18 protein-coding genes are annotated in these 17,616 nt (G+C 45.6%); 9 read left to right on the forward strand and 9 right to left on the reverse strand.

Annotation, left to right across the window (positions count from 1 at the left end; genetic code table 11):
- The first annotated feature begins 81 nt into the window (after window positions 1-81).
- From QOZ98_RS07320 to QOZ98_RS07330, 3 genes are all read left to right on the forward strand, one after another.
- Window positions 82-849: an ABC transporter ATP-binding protein gene (locus QOZ98_RS07320; protein WP_308786827.1), complete on the forward strand. Its 768-nt coding sequence runs from the start codon at window positions 82-84 to the stop codon at window positions 847-849.
- Complete coding sequence (locus QOZ98_RS07325; RefSeq protein ID WP_308786828.1) at window positions 842-2,824, forward strand: ABC transporter permease; 1,983 nt, start codon at window positions 842-844, stop codon at window positions 2,822-2,824. The genes QOZ98_RS07320 and QOZ98_RS07325 overlap by 8 nt, the downstream gene beginning before the upstream one ends.
- A gap of 202 nt (window positions 2,825-3,026) precedes the next feature.
- Window positions 3,027-4,148, forward strand: a complete 1,122-nt coding sequence (locus tag QOZ98_RS07330; RefSeq protein WP_308786829.1) for an NADH-dependent flavin oxidoreductase — start codon at window positions 3,027-3,029, stop codon at window positions 4,146-4,148.
- 58 nt (window positions 4,149-4,206) lie between these two features.
- Here the strand turns inward: QOZ98_RS07330 and QOZ98_RS07335 are convergent, their stop codons facing one another.
- The 4 genes from QOZ98_RS07335 to QOZ98_RS07350 form a co-directional block, all read right to left on the reverse strand.
- Window positions 4,207-5,118 (reverse strand): DMT family transporter, encoded by a 912-nt coding sequence (locus tag QOZ98_RS07335; RefSeq protein WP_308786830.1) that lies wholly within the window; start codon window positions 5,116-5,118, stop codon window positions 4,207-4,209.
- Window positions 5,119-5,257: 139 nt separating this feature from the next.
- Window positions 5,258-6,271, reverse strand: a complete 1,014-nt coding sequence (locus QOZ98_RS07340) for an STAS domain-containing protein (RefSeq protein WP_308786831.1) — start codon at window positions 6,269-6,271, stop codon at window positions 5,258-5,260.
- Between the two features lie 151 nt (window positions 6,272-6,422).
- Window positions 6,423-7,316, reverse strand: coding sequence for an oxidoreductase (locus QOZ98_RS07345; protein ID WP_308786832.1), 894 nt, complete (start codon window positions 7,314-7,316; stop codon window positions 6,423-6,425).
- A gap of 145 nt (window positions 7,317-7,461) precedes the next feature.
- Window positions 7,462-8,076: a hypothetical protein gene (locus QOZ98_RS07350; protein ID WP_308786833.1), complete on the reverse strand. Its 615-nt coding sequence runs from the start codon at window positions 8,074-8,076 to the stop codon at window positions 7,462-7,464.
- A gap of 292 nt (window positions 8,077-8,368) precedes the next feature.
- On the opposite strand from QOZ98_RS07350, the gene QOZ98_RS07355 reads away from it, so the two are divergent.
- Genes QOZ98_RS07355 through QOZ98_RS07365 form a run of 3 tightly spaced genes read left to right on the forward strand, consistent with a single transcriptional unit; the run spans window position 8,369 to window position 10,335 of the window.
- On the forward strand, window positions 8,369-9,097 hold the full coding sequence (locus QOZ98_RS07355) for an ABC transporter ATP-binding protein (protein ID WP_308786834.1): 729 nt from the start codon (window positions 8,369-8,371) through the stop codon (window positions 9,095-9,097).
- Window positions 9,094-9,819, forward strand: coding sequence for an ABC transporter permease (locus tag QOZ98_RS07360; protein ID WP_308786835.1), 726 nt, complete (start codon window positions 9,094-9,096; stop codon window positions 9,817-9,819). Before QOZ98_RS07355 ends, QOZ98_RS07360 begins: the two co-directional genes overlap by 4 nt.
- A gap of 42 nt (window positions 9,820-9,861) precedes the next feature.
- Window positions 9,862-10,335 carry an NUDIX hydrolase gene (locus tag QOZ98_RS07365; protein WP_308786836.1) on the forward strand — a complete coding sequence of 158 codons (474 nt, stop codon included), beginning with the start codon at window positions 9,862-9,864 and terminating at the stop codon, window positions 10,333-10,335.
- A gap of 71 nt (window positions 10,336-10,406) precedes the next feature.
- Here the strand turns inward: QOZ98_RS07365 and QOZ98_RS07370 are convergent, their stop codons facing one another.
- A complete protein-coding gene (locus QOZ98_RS07370) occupies window positions 10,407-11,312 on the reverse strand; it encodes an oxidoreductase (RefSeq protein ID WP_308786837.1) in 906 nt (301 codons plus the stop codon).
- 159 nt (window positions 11,313-11,471) lie between these two features.
- Here QOZ98_RS07370 and QOZ98_RS07375 point away from each other — a divergent pair, with 159 nt between their 5' ends.
- Together QOZ98_RS07375 and QOZ98_RS07380 are read left to right on the forward strand one after the other, a co-directional pair.
- Window positions 11,472-12,221 carry a phosphatase PAP2 family protein gene (locus QOZ98_RS07375; RefSeq protein ID WP_308786838.1) on the forward strand — a complete coding sequence of 250 codons (750 nt, stop codon included), beginning with the start codon at window positions 11,472-11,474 and terminating at the stop codon, window positions 12,219-12,221.
- A 110-nt stretch (window positions 12,222-12,331) separates the two neighbouring features.
- Complete coding sequence (locus tag QOZ98_RS07380; protein ID WP_308786839.1) at window positions 12,332-13,231, forward strand: 3-hydroxyacyl-CoA dehydrogenase; 900 nt, start codon at window positions 12,332-12,334, stop codon at window positions 13,229-13,231.
- A 44-nt stretch (window positions 13,232-13,275) separates the two neighbouring features.
- Here QOZ98_RS07380 and QOZ98_RS07385 read toward each other — a convergent pair whose 3' ends face one another.
- The 4 genes from QOZ98_RS07385 to QOZ98_RS07400 form a co-directional block, all read right to left on the reverse strand.
- Window positions 13,276-13,611, reverse strand: a complete 336-nt coding sequence (locus tag QOZ98_RS07385) for a hypothetical protein (protein WP_308786840.1) — start codon at window positions 13,609-13,611, stop codon at window positions 13,276-13,278.
- A gap of 113 nt (window positions 13,612-13,724) precedes the next feature.
- On the reverse strand, window positions 13,725-14,270 hold the full coding sequence (locus QOZ98_RS07390) for a hypothetical protein (protein ID WP_308786841.1): 546 nt from the start codon (window positions 14,268-14,270) through the stop codon (window positions 13,725-13,727).
- A 122-nt stretch (window positions 14,271-14,392) separates the two neighbouring features.
- Window positions 14,393-14,923 carry a TlpA family protein disulfide reductase gene (locus QOZ98_RS07395; RefSeq protein WP_308786842.1) on the reverse strand — a complete coding sequence of 177 codons (531 nt, stop codon included), beginning with the start codon at window positions 14,921-14,923 and terminating at the stop codon, window positions 14,393-14,395.
- Between the two features lie 139 nt (window positions 14,924-15,062).
- Window positions 15,063-16,889 (reverse strand): LTA synthase family protein, encoded by a 1,827-nt coding sequence (locus QOZ98_RS07400; RefSeq protein ID WP_308786843.1) that lies wholly within the window; start codon window positions 16,887-16,889, stop codon window positions 15,063-15,065.
- 348 nt (window positions 16,890-17,237) lie between these two features.
- Between QOZ98_RS07400 and QOZ98_RS07405 the strand changes: the two genes are divergently transcribed.
- Window positions 17,238-17,501, forward strand: a complete 264-nt coding sequence (locus QOZ98_RS07405) for a hypothetical protein (RefSeq protein WP_308786946.1) — start codon at window positions 17,238-17,240, stop codon at window positions 17,499-17,501.
- Window positions 17,502-17,616 lie beyond the last annotated feature (115 nt).

Here is a 17,616-nt window from a genome sequence, read left to right on the forward strand (position 1 = left end):
GATTGCCTTTCTGTTTGTAAGAATAGGTACAGGCAGCCCATCCGATCCTGCCGTATGATTAAAAGCAAGGAGGGGTTGGCAATGACCTTATTAGAAATCAAGAACTTAAAGAAAGTATATACAGCACGATTTTCGAATCAGCAGACAGAAGCGCTGACGACCGTCAACTTTTCAATAGAGGCTGGCGAGTTTGTTTCCATTATGGGGGAGTCGGGCTCAGGCAAAACGACGCTGCTGAACATCATTTCCACATTGGATGACGCGACATCAGGAGAAGTTTTTTTGGAGGGCAGCCCGTTATCGAAAATCAAAGACAAAGAGATTTCCGCATTCCGCAGAAATACACTTGGCTTTATATTCCAGGACTTTAACCTGTTGGACAATTTCACCATCAAAGACAATATCCTGCTTCCGCTGGTGCTGTCGAAAACACCGGTGAAGGAAATGGAAGAACGGCTGATGCCGATTGTGAAAAATCTTGGAATTGAAGCCCATATCGATAAGTTTCCTTATGAAGTTTCAGGCGGACAGAAACAGCGGGTTGCGGTGGCGAGGGCTTTGATCACCCAACCGAAAATCATTTTGGCGGATGAACCGACAGGAGCACTCGATTCGAAGGCTTCCCAAAACCTGATGGAAATTCTTAAAGGCATTAACGAAGCCGGCCAGACGATTTTGATGGTGACGCACAGTGCACAGGCAGCGAGCTTTTCTAACCGCATCCTCTTTATCCGGGATGGGGCAGTTTACCATGAGATATACCGGGGCGACGCGCCAGCTGAACAATTTATGGACCGCATTTCGAAGTCGCTGAAAGTCTTGTCCAGCCGGGGTGAGCAGGATGAATAACCGTTTTTTCTCATCGCTGGCATTGCGCAACATCAAATCAAATAAACAATTGTACATTCCGTATTTACTGTCTTCAATCACTATTATCATGATGTTTTACTTGATGGCTTCTTTATTGGACAATGAATTCGTGCAGGAACGATCAAGTTCTTTGTCCCCGTTATTTGTGCTGGGTACGGTAGTGATCGGCATTTTTTCGGTCATCTTCATTCTTTATACAAACAGCTTTCTCATTAAAAGGAGAAAAAAAGAAATTGGCCTGTATGGCATTTTAGGGCTTGAGAAAAAGCATGTAGCGAAAATCTTGTTTTTTGAAACAGTTTTCACGAGCATTTTAAGTATTGCCGCAGGACTGGTGGGCGGGTTGATCTTTGGACGGCTGTTTTTCATGCTGCTAAATTACATGGTCAGGTTGCCTGTAGACATTATTTATTCGACGTCGAGCTTGATAGTACTGGCCACGGTCGGTTTGTTTCTGGCAATTTTCGGCATCACCTTTTTATACAATGTCAGCCAGTTTACTTTTGCCAATCCGATCAAGTTGCTGAAAGGAAAGCAGGAAGGGGAAAAAGAACCGAAAGGCTCGATTATCCTCTTTATCCTGTCACTTGTTTTTTTAGCTTGGGGCTATGGGATTTCCGTGACGATTCCAGATCCACTCGAAGCCATTACAAAATTTTTCCTGGCAGTGCTGCTGGTGATCATCGGCACCTACTTATTGTTCATTTCGGGTTCCATCTTTATTTTGAAAGCCTTAAAGAAAAACAAACAGATTTATTACCGCCCTGGCGCTTTTATTTCCATCTCTGGCATGCTTTACCGCATGAAGCAGAACGCCGTCGGGCTCGCAAACATTTGCATCCTGGCGTCGATGGTCATTATTGCGGTTTCGACGACTTTAACCATTTTTATCGGGGCAGAGGAAACTTTGGAAAACCGCTTTCCATACGAAAACAACATGACCCTTTTCGGGGATGTCGAAGATGTCGAGGAAATGAATACGCGCTTTTTCGAACTTCAGGATCGAGTTCAGAACACCGTCAATGCTGAAGGGCTGGAAGTGACAGAAAGTGAGAGTTACCGGTACGCGACTTTCTTTGGCGGGGTGCAGGGCAATGAATTTGTTTTTGATGAAAGTTATGCAGACCAAGAAAATCCGACCGTTCTGATGGTTCTTCCGCTTGAAGATTTTAATGGGATGACGGGTAAATCCTATACGCTGGATGACGATGCAGCCCTTTATTACCATTCAACAAATGCATATACAGACAGTGAACTGACACTCGGCAATAAGACATACCGGGTGGCGGAAGTAGCCAATGAGTTCGGGGAGGATATGGATTTAGTCGAATCCATGGCGATCGTTGTGCCCGATGCTTCACATCTTCTGGAAATACAGGAAGATTTTAAAGAACAATATCCAGAAACCAACTATTTGACCATTGATGCGGAAGTCGGCTGGAATACCTCTGGCACTGAAGAGCAGAAAGAAGCATTGGCCAAACAATTCAACGGCGAATATGGCTTGGGGGCAGGAGGCAGCAACCTTTACGACTCGCGTTTGCTTCAGCGCGAAGAATGGTATGGAATGAACGGGGGCTTCCTGTTTCTGGGGATATTCCTCGGCCTGCTGTTTACAATTGGCACTGTGTTGATCACGTATTTCAAACAGGTATCAGAAGGATTTGATGACCGGGAGAAATTCCAAATCATGCAGAAGGTCGGCCTCGATAGGGAAACGATTCAGGAATCCACACGATCCCAGATTGTCTGGATGTTTGTGCTGCCGATTGTCATCGCTACGATTCATGTTATCTTCGCTTATCCGATTGTCCGGAAGCTGCTGCTGATTTTTGGCGTAACGAATGAAACCACTTGGCTGTTGTCATTTGTCGGTGTCGTCATCGCATTTGCGGCCATCTACTGGGTTATCTATCGCCTTACTTCAAAAACCTATTACAGCATTGTCAAATAGAGAAGAAAGAAATAATGAGCCGTCCAGCAGACTTGCAGTTACTGGACGGCTTTTGGCATTTCAGTCAAAGGACTGAATTTAGGCTGGAACTAAGCATATCTGACTCTTTTTGCTCAGCCTTCCGGTACCATGGAAAGTAGTAGAGGCAAAGGCTTGCATACGCCTCCAGATGGGTAAAAGAATAGCCAAGGAGGAATTTTTCATGACCATTACTACACAAAGTATATTCGAACCGTTCTCTTTTACGTCCGGGCTGACCCTTAAAAATCGTGTTCTGATGGCACCGATGACAACATCGTCCTCAGATCAAAATGGCGATGTTACAGAACAAGAGCTGGTTTATTACAAGCGCCGTTCCCAAAGCGGACTGGGTGCTGTCATAACAGCCTGTGCGCATGTTGAGCCGCTTGGCGTGGGATTTCTCAACCCTTTTGGCGCAGACAGTGACGAACGGATTGACAGTCTGGCGCGCTTGGCTGCATCGATTCAAGATGGCGGCGCAAAAGCGATTCTTCAGCTTTACCATGCTGGACGCATGTCGAACAAAGAGCTGTTGAAAGGCGAGCAGCCGGTTTCGGCAAGTGCTGTTCCGGCTCCGCGCCCCAATGCAGCAACGCCTCGTGAAATGGCGCCAGAAGAAATCGAAGCAACGATTGCTGCGTTCGGAGAAGCAACAAGGCGCGCCATTGAGGCAGGCTTTGATGGCGTGGAAATCCACGGCGCGAATACCTATTTGGTTCAGCAATTTTTCTCGCCGCACTCGAATATTCGCACCGACAAATGGGGAGGAGATGTTACAGCGCGCATGGCGTTTCCGCTGGCGGTCATCCGGTCGATTCAGGAAGCTGTCGCCGAGCACGCCAATAAACCATTCGTGGTCGGTTATCGCATCAGTCCGGAAGAGCGGGAAGAGCCGGGCATCACGATGGATGATACCCTAGCGTTTTTGACTGCCATCGCAGACCAGGGCATCGACTATATCCACATATCCGTGGGCAAATTTTTCGGCGGATCGATCCGCTCGGAAGACAGCCGATCGCGTGTGGAAATGATCCAAGAGCATATTGGCAAACGGGTGCCGGTAATCGGTGTAGGTGGTCTGCAGACGCTTGAACAAGTAAAGAGAGCGTTGGAAATCACGCCGCTCGTATCGCTTGGCCATGCACTGATCATGGATCCGGACTGGTTGGCAAAAGTCAAAGGGAGCCGCGATGAGGAGATTTTCCAGGCAATCCATTTGAGCAAAAAAGAACAGCTCGATATTCCGGAAGACCTGTGGAATATGGTCACGAATGCTCCGGGCTGGTTCCGGGTCGAAGAGTAATCCGACAACCATAAAAACAGCGCCACTTGGACAAGATCCAAATGGCGCTGTTTTGAAGTTATAACGAAGAATCTGCTGTTTTTCCGGAAAGCACCCGACGTTTCCGGCCCATCAGATTGACGATCATGACTCCGCCAATTGCGATAACTCCGCCAATAAGCGACAGAGGAGTCGGCAGTTCATGCAGCCACATCCAGGCAACGAGGATTGCCACAGCCGGTTCCAGGTAGATCAGGCTTGAAACAGAGCTGGCATTGGCCAGTGATAAAGCAGTCGCCCAAGTTACATAAGCGATTGCTGCAGGAAACAGGCCAACGTACAATGTAGCCAGATGCGCTTCCGACGTAGCTCCCTGCATGGCGGTAAACAGTCCCGGCGAGAAAATGAGAAACGGCAAAGTGCCGGCCCATGTAAAGTAGGCAGTCAGTTCAATCGCCGAATAGCGTGTCAGCAGCGGTTTTTGAAAAACAAAGAAAATAGCAGATGCAAACGCCGCGATCAATACGAGCAGGGCTCCATTTGTCAGTGTAAGAGAAGCGCCTGCAGATCCGAAAGCAATAAACAAGATGCCGATAAAGCCAATTCCAAGGCCGATCCAGCCAAGACCTGTCAGCCGTTCCTTCAAGACAAATGCCGCAATCAGCGCCGTAAAGATGGGACCGGAACCGACCAGCATGCCGGCTGTGCCGGCAGAGATTGTCTCCATGCCGAACGTAACGAAGATGTGGTAAATACTGATGCCGATCCATCCCAATATAAGAATTCGGATGGCATCGCCTTTTTGAGGAAGGCGGAATTTCGTTCCTGGCCACAGAGCGAAAATAAGGAACAGGGCCGAAGCAATGAGGAAGCGGACGAGTACATTCTGTCCAGCATCATAGCCGCCCTGCAGGCCAACTCTTATAGCTGCAAAAGAAGAGCCCCATATTAAAACAGAGAATAATGCCAGTGAAAAAGCTTTTGCGTTCAATTGATCTCCTCCATGAACCATTGATGTGGCCAATGGCTATCCTGTCTGCAGTCAGAAACAGACAAAAACTATTATATTCTTTTCCGGAGAGCATGTCTCCAGGAAGAAACGATATTGAACGGATATCTGGCTCGGTGCATCAGATAATTTTTCGTCCGCTGCGGCCAAGCGCGTAATAAATTCCATGCTGCAAGCTTTGCAGCGATTCGAAAGTCTTCAAGCTGTTCTGGGATTGTGCAATGATGATTGCCAATTCAGGTGAAATGCCGACGAGAATGACCTCTGTTCCCAGAAGCCTGGCAGAAGCGCCGAGTTTATCGATAAGGGAAGCTGTATGCTCTGTAATATGCTGATTCAAACCGGTCAAATCAATTAGTAGGTAATGAGCTTTATGCTTCGGAAGCTCAGTCAAGGTTTTAAAGATTAAATCCTCTGTCCGCTGTTCGTCGTAGCTGCCGATCATCGGAACGACAATAATGCCTTCAAGAACGGGAATAATAGGAGAAGAAAGTTCCTTGACCAAACTTTGCAGAGCTTTTGTATGGTCGTCGACAAGTGCTTCGAGCTTTCGGATTTGATCAGCTTCCTGTTTTCGGGACAGCTCATGAATGTTTTGCTGGACCGTCACTTCGGAAGGGAAATATTCAACAATGCTGTAAGGGGTGTCTTCGTTCTGATATTGAATGGTTTTGTACCAGAAGTTGCTGCCGAACAAACCCGTCAAGACACCTGCATAATGGGAAGGCACAAATATGCCTTCCGCATTATTATTTTTCAGCAAGTTCATTTTGTATTCCCAATCATTCTGGATATGCATGGTAAAGGTGTTTTTTTCAACGTCCATTTCAACAATTTCAACTTTTCCCCAACCTGCAGGTGCGTATGTATTGGAAATCCACTCGACCACGTTTGAAGTATCGATGTGCTTCATATCCTTAAATCCTTCACCCACGATGACGCCTTGGCGGAATCCGGTTGTTTCCAATACGAGCTGCGTCGCTTCAATTCCTGAGATGTCTTTGATCGTGTCAAAAAAAGTTTCCATGGCACTTGTCCAAAAGAGTACGACGTCTCTGCCTTCAAAAAGAGCCTCTCCAGTTTCCAAATCCCACTTTAGTTCAACGCCGCCGACAATGATGCTTTTTTTGCTCATGCTATAAATTCCTCCATTTATAATGAAAAATTGGTGTAGAGAGTATTAACTTCAGACCTTGCTTTAAGTATTCCCTAGGAAGCAAAACAATATGTCTGGTGCCAAAATTTTTTGGAAAGACTTATGGAAATGGCCCCAAAGCCAGTGAATTTTATTCCAGACGTTCAAAATCATATGAAACTGCTGTCAAATTTTCCGATACTTCCCACAGTCTGAGGGAAATCTCCTGATCGGTTGCATTGGCGTGCGGCGTTCCCAGTGCTGGATAGCCTCGTCGTTGAAATTGAGCGACAGGGCCGATGTATTCGCCTCCTGTGAGATGGGCGTCAACTGCTGCATAGATTGTTGCCAAAGCGCCCATGTCCGGCGGCTGGAGAAAAAGATTGGCGATGCTTTTAAAGAAAGTTGGAATTTCCCTTTGTCCAAACTTTAGAATATTAGTGGCAGAAACGCCGGGGTGGCAAGCCACGCTGATTGTTTGAAGTCCATTTTCTTTTAAACGTTTATCGAGCTCCATCGCGAAATACAAATTGGCTAATTTGCTTTGGTTATAGAATTTTTTCGCCTGGTAGCCTTTTGATCCGTCGAGATTGGCGAAGTCGACAGAGCCGCGGCTATGTGCACGGCTGCTGACGGTCACTACACGCGAACCTGGTGTGTTTGCCAACAAAGGCATTAATAGGCCAGTCAACGCAAAATGGCCAAGGTGATTGCTGCCGAACTGCAGTTCAAAACCATCTCTCGTTTTTGAATAAGGAGGAGCCATGATGCCTGCGTTATTGATCAATATGTCGAGTTTATCAAAGGCGTTTCTGAACTCTTCGGCAAACGCCTGAATCGATTCAAGGTCAGCCAGATCAAGTTTCATGACGTCAATTTGGGCAGAGGGATGGAGCTCCATCAATGCGGCGCGCGCTCTGTTTCCTTTTTCGGTATTGCGGACAGCCAGAATAACACGTGCTTCGATTGCCAGCAGACCTTTTGCAGTTTCAAAGCCGATGCCGCTATTGCCGCCTGTGATGATGGCCGTTTTTCCTGTAAGCAAAAGATCACTCCCTTCAATTCCATTATCCCAGACAAACTGGAATCTCTAAGGATTATTTTATCGGTATTTTGCGCTATTTGGAAACATCTTCAACAAAAAAAGAGGTTCCATCAATTGACTGATGGAACCTCTTTTCAAGTTGTGGTTAATGATATTTTTTCCACTCGCTGTAAGTCACTTTTTTATCAATGGCTTTTTTGCTTGTGGAGGTTTTGACATTTTCTTTTGAGACGGATTTTTTGGTCGTCACTTTCACTTTCGGTTCCCCGAATTTTTTATCTTTATCAACTGTGGTTTCATCACTGATCACCTTGCCGTTGCTGCCAGGTGCACCTTTATGTTTCAAAGTGTTGACAGTCGTCTTAATGATCTTGACAGGGGTAATGGTGGTTTTGATTTTGGTCGTTTTTGTCACTTCGTCCCATTTAGTGAGTTTGACGACTTTGTAGGTCGTAGCGGTTTTGACGTCCCGGTATAATTTATGGTTGGTTGGATGTTTTTCTTTGGTTACCACCACATCAACTTTTTCGGAAACCGCTTTTTTGGATTTTTTAACAGTTGAAGTATCAGTGGATTTCTTCTCTTTTACCTCTTTGTCATGGCTTACATCAACTGTCGTAGTTACAATGGTTGTAACGCCTTTTTCAAACGTCACGGTTTTCGTTACATTGCTGTCGTCATTGCCGCTGCTCGCCAATGAGCCGGAGGCAAAACCGAATACGAGTACAACAGTAAACAAGATCATCAACAGCTTTTTCATCTTCTTTTTCTCCTTTTGATTGATAGATTTGTGTACGTCCCAGCAGTCTTCGAAAAACGTCACAGACAAATCCAACAAAGCTATAAATGAACTCTTTTTATGCGGCCGCATGAAATAGGGGTTCATTGTTTATGACTAAATTATATTACTAAAGGCAAATAATTACTACGATATTTTGAATTTTTTTTATCTTTTTTTCTCATGTTCTGAAAAAAGCTTTAGCCGTTACCGCTTTGTTACTCATTGGCGATGCCAGACGTTAGAATGGAGAAAAGGAGGCGATAGCGGATCTATGGAAATTGCGATTAAGGAACTAACCAAAACATTCAAGGGTCGGATTGCTGTCGATCATCTTTCGCTGACAATCGGGCAAGGAGAATTTTTTGCGCTATTAGGTGAAAATGGAGCAGGTAAAACCACGACCATCAAGTTATTGAGCTGCTTGATGAAACCGACAAGCGGGGATGCCATTATGCTGGGTGACAGCATTGTTGAAAACCCGCAGGCTGTGAAGAAAAAGCTGAACATTTCACCGCAGGAAACCGCGGTTGCACGCAATCTTACCGTAAAAGAAAATCTGGAGTTTATTGCAAAGATTTATGGCAGTGATAAAAGGGAAGCAGAACAAAAAGCAATGGGGCTGATGGATAAGTTCGGTTTAATGGATCGTGCCAAAAGCAAAGGAAGGACCTTGTCTGGAGGTTTGGAGCGTCGCTTGAGCATCGCGATGGCAATGATTTCAGAACCGGAAATCATTTTCCTCGACGAACCGACAGTGGGGCTTGATGTCCGGGCCAGGTTAGACCTGTGGCAAATTTTACTGGATTTAAAAGGGCAGATCACCATTATTTTGACAACTCATTATTTGGAGGAAGTGGAAGCATTGGCGGACCGCATCGGCATTATGCATAAAGGAAGGCTGCATGCACTTGGTACTCTTGAAGAGTTAAAAGAGCAGACAGGCCAAGCCAAATTGCAGGATATCTTTCTCCAATTGACTGCAGAGGCGGAAATCCAATGAGGGCTTTGACATTTGCCGAGCGCAACCGCAAAGAAATTTTACGTGATCCGATGACGCTGCTTTTTGGAATGGTTTTGCCGCTGCTGATGCTGTGGCTGTTTTCGATGATGGCTGAAAATATGCCCTTCGATCTTTTCACCCTGGAAAAACTGGCACCTGCCATCATCGTGTTCAGTTTTTCGTTTATTACTTTGTTTACAGGCATGCTCATTGGCCGTGATAAAAGCAGCTCGTTTTTGATGAGGATATTCGCGTCTCCGATGGCAGCGACTGATTACCTTGCGGGATATGCCTTGCCGCTGCTGCCGATTGCGTTTCTTCAGATAACTGCCTGCTATGGAACCGCTCTGCTGTTGGGAATGCCATTCACTATTGATGCCATCCCGGCTGTTGGGGTGCTTTCAATCATTTCGCTTCTTTATATCGGATTTGGCCTGTTCTTTGGCACTTTTTTCACAGACCGGCAAGTGGGGGCGATGTTTGCAATTTTCGTCAACATCACGACTTGGTTAAGCGGAACGTGGTTTGAACTTGATATGATTGGGGGCACTTTCCAGCGAGTCGCTTACTTGCTGCCATTCGCACATGCCGTCGATGCGTCACGCGCGATTTTTGCAGGCGATTATGGGGCAGTGTTTATACCTATGCTCTGGGTAATGGCATATACAGCGGTCATTTTCGGAATTGCGGTGTGGGGATTTAAGAAGCGGATGCGCGGTTAAAATCTGGCCAGTACAAGACTAAAAATGAGAGGTTTTCAGAAGATGGGCTATATAGAAGAATTGCGGGCAGTTGTTGGTCACCGGCCGCTCATATTTGTAGGAGCTGTAGTGGTGATTGTGGATAGCGACGGACGGCTGCTGTTGGAAGAGCGGAAATTCCCAAAAGACTTGTGGGGTCTTCCAGGCGGACTGATGGAGCTGGGAGAATCCACAGAGGACACAGCGAAGCGGGAAGTCATGGAAGAGACGGGACTAACAGTTGAAGCATTGCAGCTGATCAATGTCTATTCTGGTCCGCAGCATTTCGTGGTAGCAGAAAACGGCGATGAATTTTATGTTGTGACGGTAGCCTATTATTCAAAAGATTACCACGGCGAGCTGATCGTCGATAAAAAAGAATCTTTGAGCTTCAAGTTTTTCTCTCCGGACGGGCTGCCGGAAAAAATGGTCGGCAGCCACCGCGCAGTAATTGAGGATTTTCTTGATAAATACCGTTCAATATCCATTAAGGAATAACTGCTGCTTGCTCCAAAGGTCTACTGTATAAGAAAAGCCGCTTTCATGGAAGAACATGAAAGCGGCTTTTCTTATTGTATAACTGGTTCGTTAAAATCAAATTTCACTCCGGTCAATTGTTCTGAGACTTCCCAAAGCTTTCTTGAAACGGCTTCATCTCCGGCCGCTGCATGGGGCGTGTCCAATGTCGGATAGCCTTTGCGCTGGCCTTTGCCGTCGGGTCCGATATATTCACCGCCTATGAGCCGTAAATCAGTGGCCGCATAAACAGTCGGCAAAGCGCCCATTTCCTGCGGCTGCAGAAAGTTATGCATGAGCGTTTTCATTAACTTTGGAGCATCGCGCTTGCCAAACTTAAACAGATTGGTTGCAGAAATACCTGGATGGCAGGCAAGGCTTAAGCTATTTAGATCGTTTTGCTTGAAGCGCTTGTCCAATTCCTGCGCAAACAATAAATTGGCCAGCTTGCTTTGGCCATAAAACCTCATCGCTTTGTATCCTTTAGCGCCATCAAGATTATCAAAATCGATAGAGGCGCCTTTATGGGCCAGGCTGCTGAGGGACACGACGCGTGATTCTGCTGTATTTTTCAGCAAAGGCAGCAACAGGCCAGTTAACGCGAAATGGCCAAGGTGATTGCTGCCAAATTGCATTTCAAAGCCGTCTTTCGTTTTCGAGTAGGGCGGAGTCATGACGCCGGCGTTATTAATCAATAAGTCGAGTGACTTATGCTGGCTTTTAAAGCTTTCCGCAAATACACGGACGCTGGCAAGGTCTGCCAAATCCAACTTCATCACAGTTACGAGTGCGTCTTTGTTGGTATCTATGATCAGATCACGGGCAGCATCGCCTTTTCTTGTATTTCGCACGGCCATGATGACATGTGCTCCGCGTTCGGCAAACGCTTTTGCGGCTTCCAAGCCGATGCCGCTGTTCGCTCCCGTTATGATCGCTGTCTTTCCGGTTAACTGTTTCAAACTATCAGCTCCTGAGTGATAAACTTTGTCTTACGATAAAAGTACCATGCAGCAGCTCTTGTAACAAATAGTAGGATTTGAAAGACCCGTTTTCCTTTACATACTTTTTGCCCCTACAGGGTAGAAGTATATTATCAGATAAGAGGCGGGAGCGATAGAATGGATAAGAATGAAAAAATAGCTGGCCTGGCTTTTTTGCTGCTGCTTGGTGGGCTGGGCATTGCGGCTTTGTTTATTGTATTGTTTGCGGAGTTGGCAGAAGAAGTGATGGATAAAGAGTTTGGGTTGTTTGATCGCGCAATCATTGCTTTGATGGAGGCAGGATCTAGTGAAACCTTGGACAATGTAATGTTCATCTTCACCGAAATGGGTTCTGTTTGGTTTTTAACCTTGTCATCAGTTATAATTTTGGCCGTTTTGGGATTCCAAATGAAAGATAAATGGGGCATGCTGTTTTTTGTTATTGCAGTGGGCGGCGGTTCGCTCCTAACGCTGCTACTTAAGCATCTTTACGTCAGGGAACGTCCTAGCATCAACGCTGAAATTGATGCACTTGGCTACAGTTTCCCAAGCGGCCATTCGATGGGGTCTTTAGTATTCTATGGTTTTGTGATGTACTTGGTGATTCGGACGCGGCAACGGCCCTGGATTCAGTGGGTGACGGTCGTTGTTTTGAGCGTGCTTATTATAATGATCGGCAGCAGCCGCGTCTACCTCGGAGCCCATTTCCCGAGCGATGTCATTGCAGGCTATATTGCAGGAGCCATCTGGCTGTTATTGAGCCTGATTGCTTTGGAATGGATCCAGTGGCATAGCAGGAGTCCAGTGCCTCCAGTCCATGCGCTGCGCAAGCTGCTGGGGCCATTGTACAGAGCGGTGCGGACAAAGCTGCCTTTTTTTTCGGATTAAATCATTAAGTACTTCTTCTGATTTTTCTGTGGAAGTTCACCGGAAATGCGGTAAAAATATGGAGTCTTTGGTTCAACAAATCTAATAATTTTACTTAAAGGAGAATGATGATGGACTATAAAAATATTACAGTTGCAGGCAGCGGTGTTTTGGGAAGCCAGATTGCCTATCAGACAGCCTTTAAAGGATTCAATGTGGCGATTTATGACATCAATGATAGTGCGATTGAAAGCTCAAAAAAAAGATTGGCAAAGTTGAAGAAAAACTACCGAAACGACATGGGTGCAAGTGAAGCACAACTGGATGCTGCATATGGCCGGTTGTCTTTCCATACAAACTTGGCTGAAGCTGTGGCTGATGCGGATTTGGTGATCGAAGCAATTCCGGAAGTCGCGGACATAAAAACAGCGTTCTACAAGGACTTGGGCAAAGCAGCTCCTGAAAAAACAGTATTTGTGACCAATTCCTCGACGCTGCTGCCAAGCCAATTTGCAGCAGCAACAGGACGGCCAGAAAAATTTTTGGCGCTGCATTTTGCCAATACGATCCGCATCAACAACACCGCTGAAATTATGAAGCATCCGGGAACGGCTGGCCAGGTGTTTGAAGACGTGATCCAATTTGCGGAAGCTATCGGGATGGTGCCATTGCCGCTGCATAAAGAGCAGCCAGGCTATATTTTAAATTCTTTGTTGGTGCCATTTCTGGAAGCCGCCGAACTGCTGCTGGTTAAAAAGGTAGCTGATGTTGAAACGGTTGATAAAACATGGATGATTGCTACCGGTGCGCCGCTTGGACCTTTTGCAATTTTGGATGTGGTCGGCATTAACACGGCCCACAATATTGTCAAAGCAAAAGCCGCAGCGACCGGCAACCCAAAGTTTGTGGAGTTGGCACATATGCTCAAGAGCGAGTACCTGGACAAAGGAAAGCTCGGAAGAGAAACAGGAGAGGGATTCTATAGCTACCCGAACCCGGCCTTTATGAAAGGGGATTTCTTGAAAAACTGAAAGCAGCTGTATACTTCCTTTAATGGTGTGCATGATTGTTCTGGTTAGCAAAAAGTTTCTTTCCAGAAGCTTAGCGTAAAATAAAGCAGGATATTCAGCAGCGCAAAAAAAGCTACAATAAGAAATAGCAAAAGTGAAACAGGATCGCCGCCAAGACCGATTTCATCTACAATGATGGCGTGGTAGTAAACGACTTGAATCGCGACAAGTACGGCAACTGCCGACAAGCTGATGACCGCAAATCCATTTAGCAGAGTTATGCGGATTTTGGGAATCAGCAATGCTGTGAATAAAACAAGCATCACGGCGAGCAGTAGAAAAAGCATTGGCCTAAGCAAAATGAATGTGCCAGAGTTTTCAAATGAACTGTAGGTATACATGCTGAGGAAACGCCTCCTGAAACTGGAATTTCAGTTTATAACGAAAAATCTCCAGAACGGGTTCCAAAAAACAACAAGCCGCCACCATAAAACATTTCGGTGGCGGCTTGTTTTCATTTCCAGATAGTTTTGTACTTTTTCTTGTATTTCGGATCATATACTCTTTCGATCAAGTCCATGGCGCTCTGCTTGACCCTTTCATCATGTGTTTCATCATATAGTTGCCGCATTCCCTGCAGAATATCTGAGCGAATGAGTGTGAAGTTCTTTTCATCTTCACAGGAAAGAAAGCGTTCGATTAAGTGTTGGAGTACCATTTTCTTTTGATCGGGTCCCGCCAGCGCTACTTTCCATATCGCCTGTAGGCTATGCCGTGCCGTGACAAACTTTTCATCTCTTGTCACTTGCCAAAGGAGCGGAAAATCCGTGAGAATCCGGTTTTCTGGATCGCTCTTGGCCAGGCTGGCTAAATACTGGGCAGCCCTGGAACGCTGGTGATTGTTTGGGTGGCTCAAGTCCTCAAGCAAACGATCCCATATTTGGTATGTCCAATCGACTTTTTTCTCGGTCAGGATAAGAATTTGCTGATAGGCGAGCGAGTTCGCGCTCTTGTCCACTGATTTTGAATCCAGGAATAGTTGCTCAATCATTTTATCCATGCCGTTCACCTCATTCTTTCATTTAGACAGAATAGATGTCTGCAGTAAAGTGTTTTACAGAAAAAACGCATGCTGTACAAGCCAGGAGGCGAGCAGCATGCGTTTAAAAAAAGTTTAGACTATTATTGGATTGTCTCGAAGGTGGCCTTGATTTCTTCATTGCTGAAATGTCCAGTCATGCTTTTGACAAGTGTTCCATCAGTTCCAATATAGACAGAAGTCGGATAGCCGATTATGCCATATTCATCGAAAAAGGTGCCGCCCTCGTCCAATAGAACGGTGATGTTTTCGGCGTTTGGAAATCCTTCAAACCATTTGGCGAAAGACTCGGTGCTTTTTTCAGCATTGGAGCCGGGTGATACAATAGTCAATACATCAAAATCCGTTTCTTCGCCAGCTAATGTATTCAACTCTTCCATACCCGATAAACAAATAGAACACCATGACGCCCAAAACTTCACGTAAACCTTTTGGCCGGCATAATCAGCGAGATTTTGCTGGTTTCCTTCCAAATCCATCAACTCAAAAGCCGGTGCCGGATTGCCCTCGTTCAATTGCCCAGCATTTGCTTCACTGCCCTGTGAATTGCCGTTGCATGCACTCAATAAGACGATAAGGGCAAGCAAAAGCAGGATTTTTGTCAGCGCTCTCATGGCCATCCTCCTTTTCTATAAAAATAGCAGCTCAGTTCTTTGTAATTCCATCATATAGTGGATATGGGATAAAAGACATTGAGGCACCTCGGTTCGCTGCAAAAAAACACCTCCGTTTTTACACGAAGATGATTTTCTGTCACTTTTCGCTTTGGCCAATTTTTTGGAGTGCGTTTTTCTGAATGATCAGATCAGATATGCGGAGCTGATCGGCAGCCGTTTCAATTTGTTCGCTGCATTGCTCGATTCCTACTTCTTCACCTGAAGCAGTTTCATAACAGGTTCCGCTGCCGCCAGGCTTAGTCAAATCGGGTTCGAAATAAAACTCTTCGTAGCGGAACGCACCGTGGCGGAAAATCGTCAAGTTGCTGTCTTCATCCAATAGAGATTGACCGAGCATATAAGATGGCTCGATATCCACAATATCAAGGATGGTGGGGGCAATATCAATTTGTCCTCCTGTATCCTCAATGGTGGTTCCCTTATCCGTGTTAGGTTGTTTAATGAAAAGTGGCACCTGATGATCGAGCTCAAACAACTCGACCTCAGTTTCAGCCCCTAGTTCCTTAGCCATTTCACTGCGAGGTTGAGTCAACCCGCTGTCATGGTCTCCATAGAAAACGACAAGGGAATCATCCCACATATCTTTCTGTTTTAGTTCTTCAATCATTAACCCTACAGCTCCGTCGACATAATGAATGGTTTCGTAATAGCCCTTCAGCAATGGATCCTCATAACCGGTCAAATCCAACTGTTCCAGTTCCGCCGGTATTTCATATGGTGTATGGCTCGACAGCGCAACCATAAAGGCGAAATAGGGCTCTTTCAGCTGTTCGGCCAATTCGATGGAAGTGGTCAAGAAATCTTCATCGTTCAATGCCATGCCGATTTCCTGATTGTCCGGAAAATCTGTCTGGCTGAAGAACTGGTTAAATCCGATGTTCTGGTAGAAATCGTCGCGATTCCAGAAATCCTTCTCAAACGCATGCATAGCCGCAGTATCGTAGCCAGCGGCTTTCAGCAATTCCGGGAGCGCGTCAAACTCATTATCGGCGTATTGCGTATAGACAGAACCTGATTTCAAAGGGTGCAAGGATGTCAGTGTGATAAATTCCGCATCTGATGTCCGGCCTTCGTGCGTTTGATGATAGAACGACGGGAAAAACAGCGTTTCTTCTTTTAGCGCATTTAAATTCGGCGTCAGTTCCTGGCCATTTACTTGCTGATCAATCACGGAAGTTTGAAACGATTCTAACTGGACGACAATGATGTTCGGCTTTGCTGAGTCGGATACAGCTGAAGGGGTATTGGGATTCAGCTTACGAATCTGGGATTCTTCCTCAGCAGTGACGCTGTCATTCTTAAATAAAGATCCGACACCTTGAGCAAAATCCAAACCGTGGTAACCCCAAAATCCAAGCTGGTAATACTCGCGCATATTGGAAATAGGTTCATCCACCAGCCATTCCTCTTCGTTGGTATAGCTTGCTGCCAAAGGAATTACAAACAATGCAAGGCCCAGAGCAGCACCTCCACCGGCAAAAACTCTTTTTTGTCGGCGGCTTACAAGATCTTGTCGATTGCGGATGGCAAAAAGAACCACCGAAAAAATCAACAAGTCGGCAAAGAATAAGATATCTTTCATTTGGATCAAAGTCAGAAAACCGCCTCCGACATCACTCATCTGCGTGATGTCAGAAAGCAAAGCAATGGATAGGAGATCGCTGAAATAGCGATAATACCAAAGATCCGAAACAAGCAGAGTGCTGTGCAAGAATAGCAGCGCCAATAAAACCCAACGCCGTTTTTTACTGCCCAGCAACAGCGTCCAGCTGGATAAGACGACTATAGAGGCCAAATTAAGAACGAAAAAGCTGAAAGGGAATTCAGTCCCTGCATACAAGCTGAACAGAAAAAGTTTAGAAATGGACAATAGCAGGTAAATCCAATACTCCAGGAATTTCATGGTGCACCTCCGGACAAGTTATAACGCTTTGCTGTTCAATGCAAATAAAGCACTTGCCAGTGAACCATTTAATACTTGCTGCAAAACAAAGCTGTTCCTATTAAATACCACTCTTCAGATGGGCGAAAACATTACGACATGTCTGTATTGTGGCAAAAGAGCCGGATTGGCGAAAGTTTGATGGCATTTGGAGAACGGGTATTGGAAAGTAGAGAAATGATAGCGAGGTTCAAATGATAATTTTAGCTGCTGTCCATGCATATTGATGATCTCTGCCGTTTGGGATGCAGCTTCCAAAATATAATTATTCGTTGCAGCCAGCAATAGAAAGGAGTGTTGATTGTGGAAATGCCGAAAAAGACATCTGTAGATAAACCGGCCAAAGCGAAATGCAAGTATCCTTTAGTGCCTGTCGGCCAAAATTTCATCGTGGATTTTGGCGGACAGCCCTCGCTCCATGGCACGTGGCAAGTAGCAGAGAATGATGAGGCACCGTTTTATTTATGCAAACGTGTTTTTAAAAATGGAATAGTATCCAGAAAGAAATCAGCGGATCATCGCCGCAAGTTTTTTGAACGTGAAATTTATCGAGCATTGGGAGAACAAGCTTAATTGCCGTTTTGTATACCAAGAACTGCTGTCCTTTTCAAGGATGGCTTTTATTTTTTGTATAGTATTGTCCCAACATGCGCAAAGTACCGACTAGGAGGGGATATCTGGACCCTTT

This window comes from Planomicrobium stackebrandtii, assembly GCF_030814955.1.
GTDB lineage: Bacteria > Bacillota > Bacilli > Bacillales_A > Planococcaceae > Planococcus > Planococcus stackebrandtii.

Bases quoted from the DNA above. Each gene is read 5' to 3' on its own strand.
- QOZ98_RS07320 (WP_308786827.1), top strand. From the start codon at position 82: ATGACCTTATTAGAAATCAAGAACTTAAAGAAAGTATATACAGCACGA.
- QOZ98_RS07325 (WP_308786828.1), top strand. From the start codon at position 842: ATGAATAACCGTTTTTTCTCATCGCTGGCATTGCGCAACATCAAATCA.
- QOZ98_RS07330 (WP_308786829.1), top strand. From the start codon at position 3,027: ATGACCATTACTACACAAAGTATATTCGAACCGTTCTCTTTTACGTCC.
- QOZ98_RS07340 (WP_308786831.1), bottom strand. From the start codon at position 6,271: ATGAGCAAAAAAAGCATCATTGTCGGCGGCGTTGAACTAAAGTGGGAT.
- QOZ98_RS07350 (WP_308786833.1), bottom strand. From the start codon at position 8,076: ATGAAAAAGCTGTTGATGATCTTGTTTACTGTTGTACTCGTATTCGGT.
- QOZ98_RS07355 (WP_308786834.1), top strand. From the start codon at position 8,369: ATGGAAATTGCGATTAAGGAACTAACCAAAACATTCAAGGGTCGGATT.
- QOZ98_RS07360 (WP_308786835.1), top strand. From the start codon at position 9,094: ATGAGGGCTTTGACATTTGCCGAGCGCAACCGCAAAGAAATTTTACGT.
- QOZ98_RS07365 (WP_308786836.1), top strand. From the start codon at position 9,862: ATGGGCTATATAGAAGAATTGCGGGCAGTTGTTGGTCACCGGCCGCTC.
- QOZ98_RS07375 (WP_308786838.1), top strand. From the start codon at position 11,472: ATGGATAAGAATGAAAAAATAGCTGGCCTGGCTTTTTTGCTGCTGCTT.
- QOZ98_RS07380 (WP_308786839.1), top strand. From the start codon at position 12,332: ATGGACTATAAAAATATTACAGTTGCAGGCAGCGGTGTTTTGGGAAGC.
- QOZ98_RS07385 (WP_308786840.1), bottom strand. From the start codon at position 13,611: ATGTATACCTACAGTTCATTTGAAAACTCTGGCACATTCATTTTGCTT.
- QOZ98_RS07390 (WP_308786841.1), bottom strand. From the start codon at position 14,270: ATGGATAAAATGATTGAGCAACTATTCCTGGATTCAAAATCAGTGGAC.
- QOZ98_RS07395 (WP_308786842.1), bottom strand. From the start codon at position 14,923: ATGAGAGCGCTGACAAAAATCCTGCTTTTGCTTGCCCTTATCGTCTTA.
- QOZ98_RS07400 (WP_308786843.1), bottom strand. From the start codon at position 16,889: ATGAAATTCCTGGAGTATTGGATTTACCTGCTATTGTCCATTTCTAAA.
- QOZ98_RS07405 (WP_308786946.1), top strand. From the start codon at position 17,238: ATGCCGAAAAAGACATCTGTAGATAAACCGGCCAAAGCGAAATGCAAG.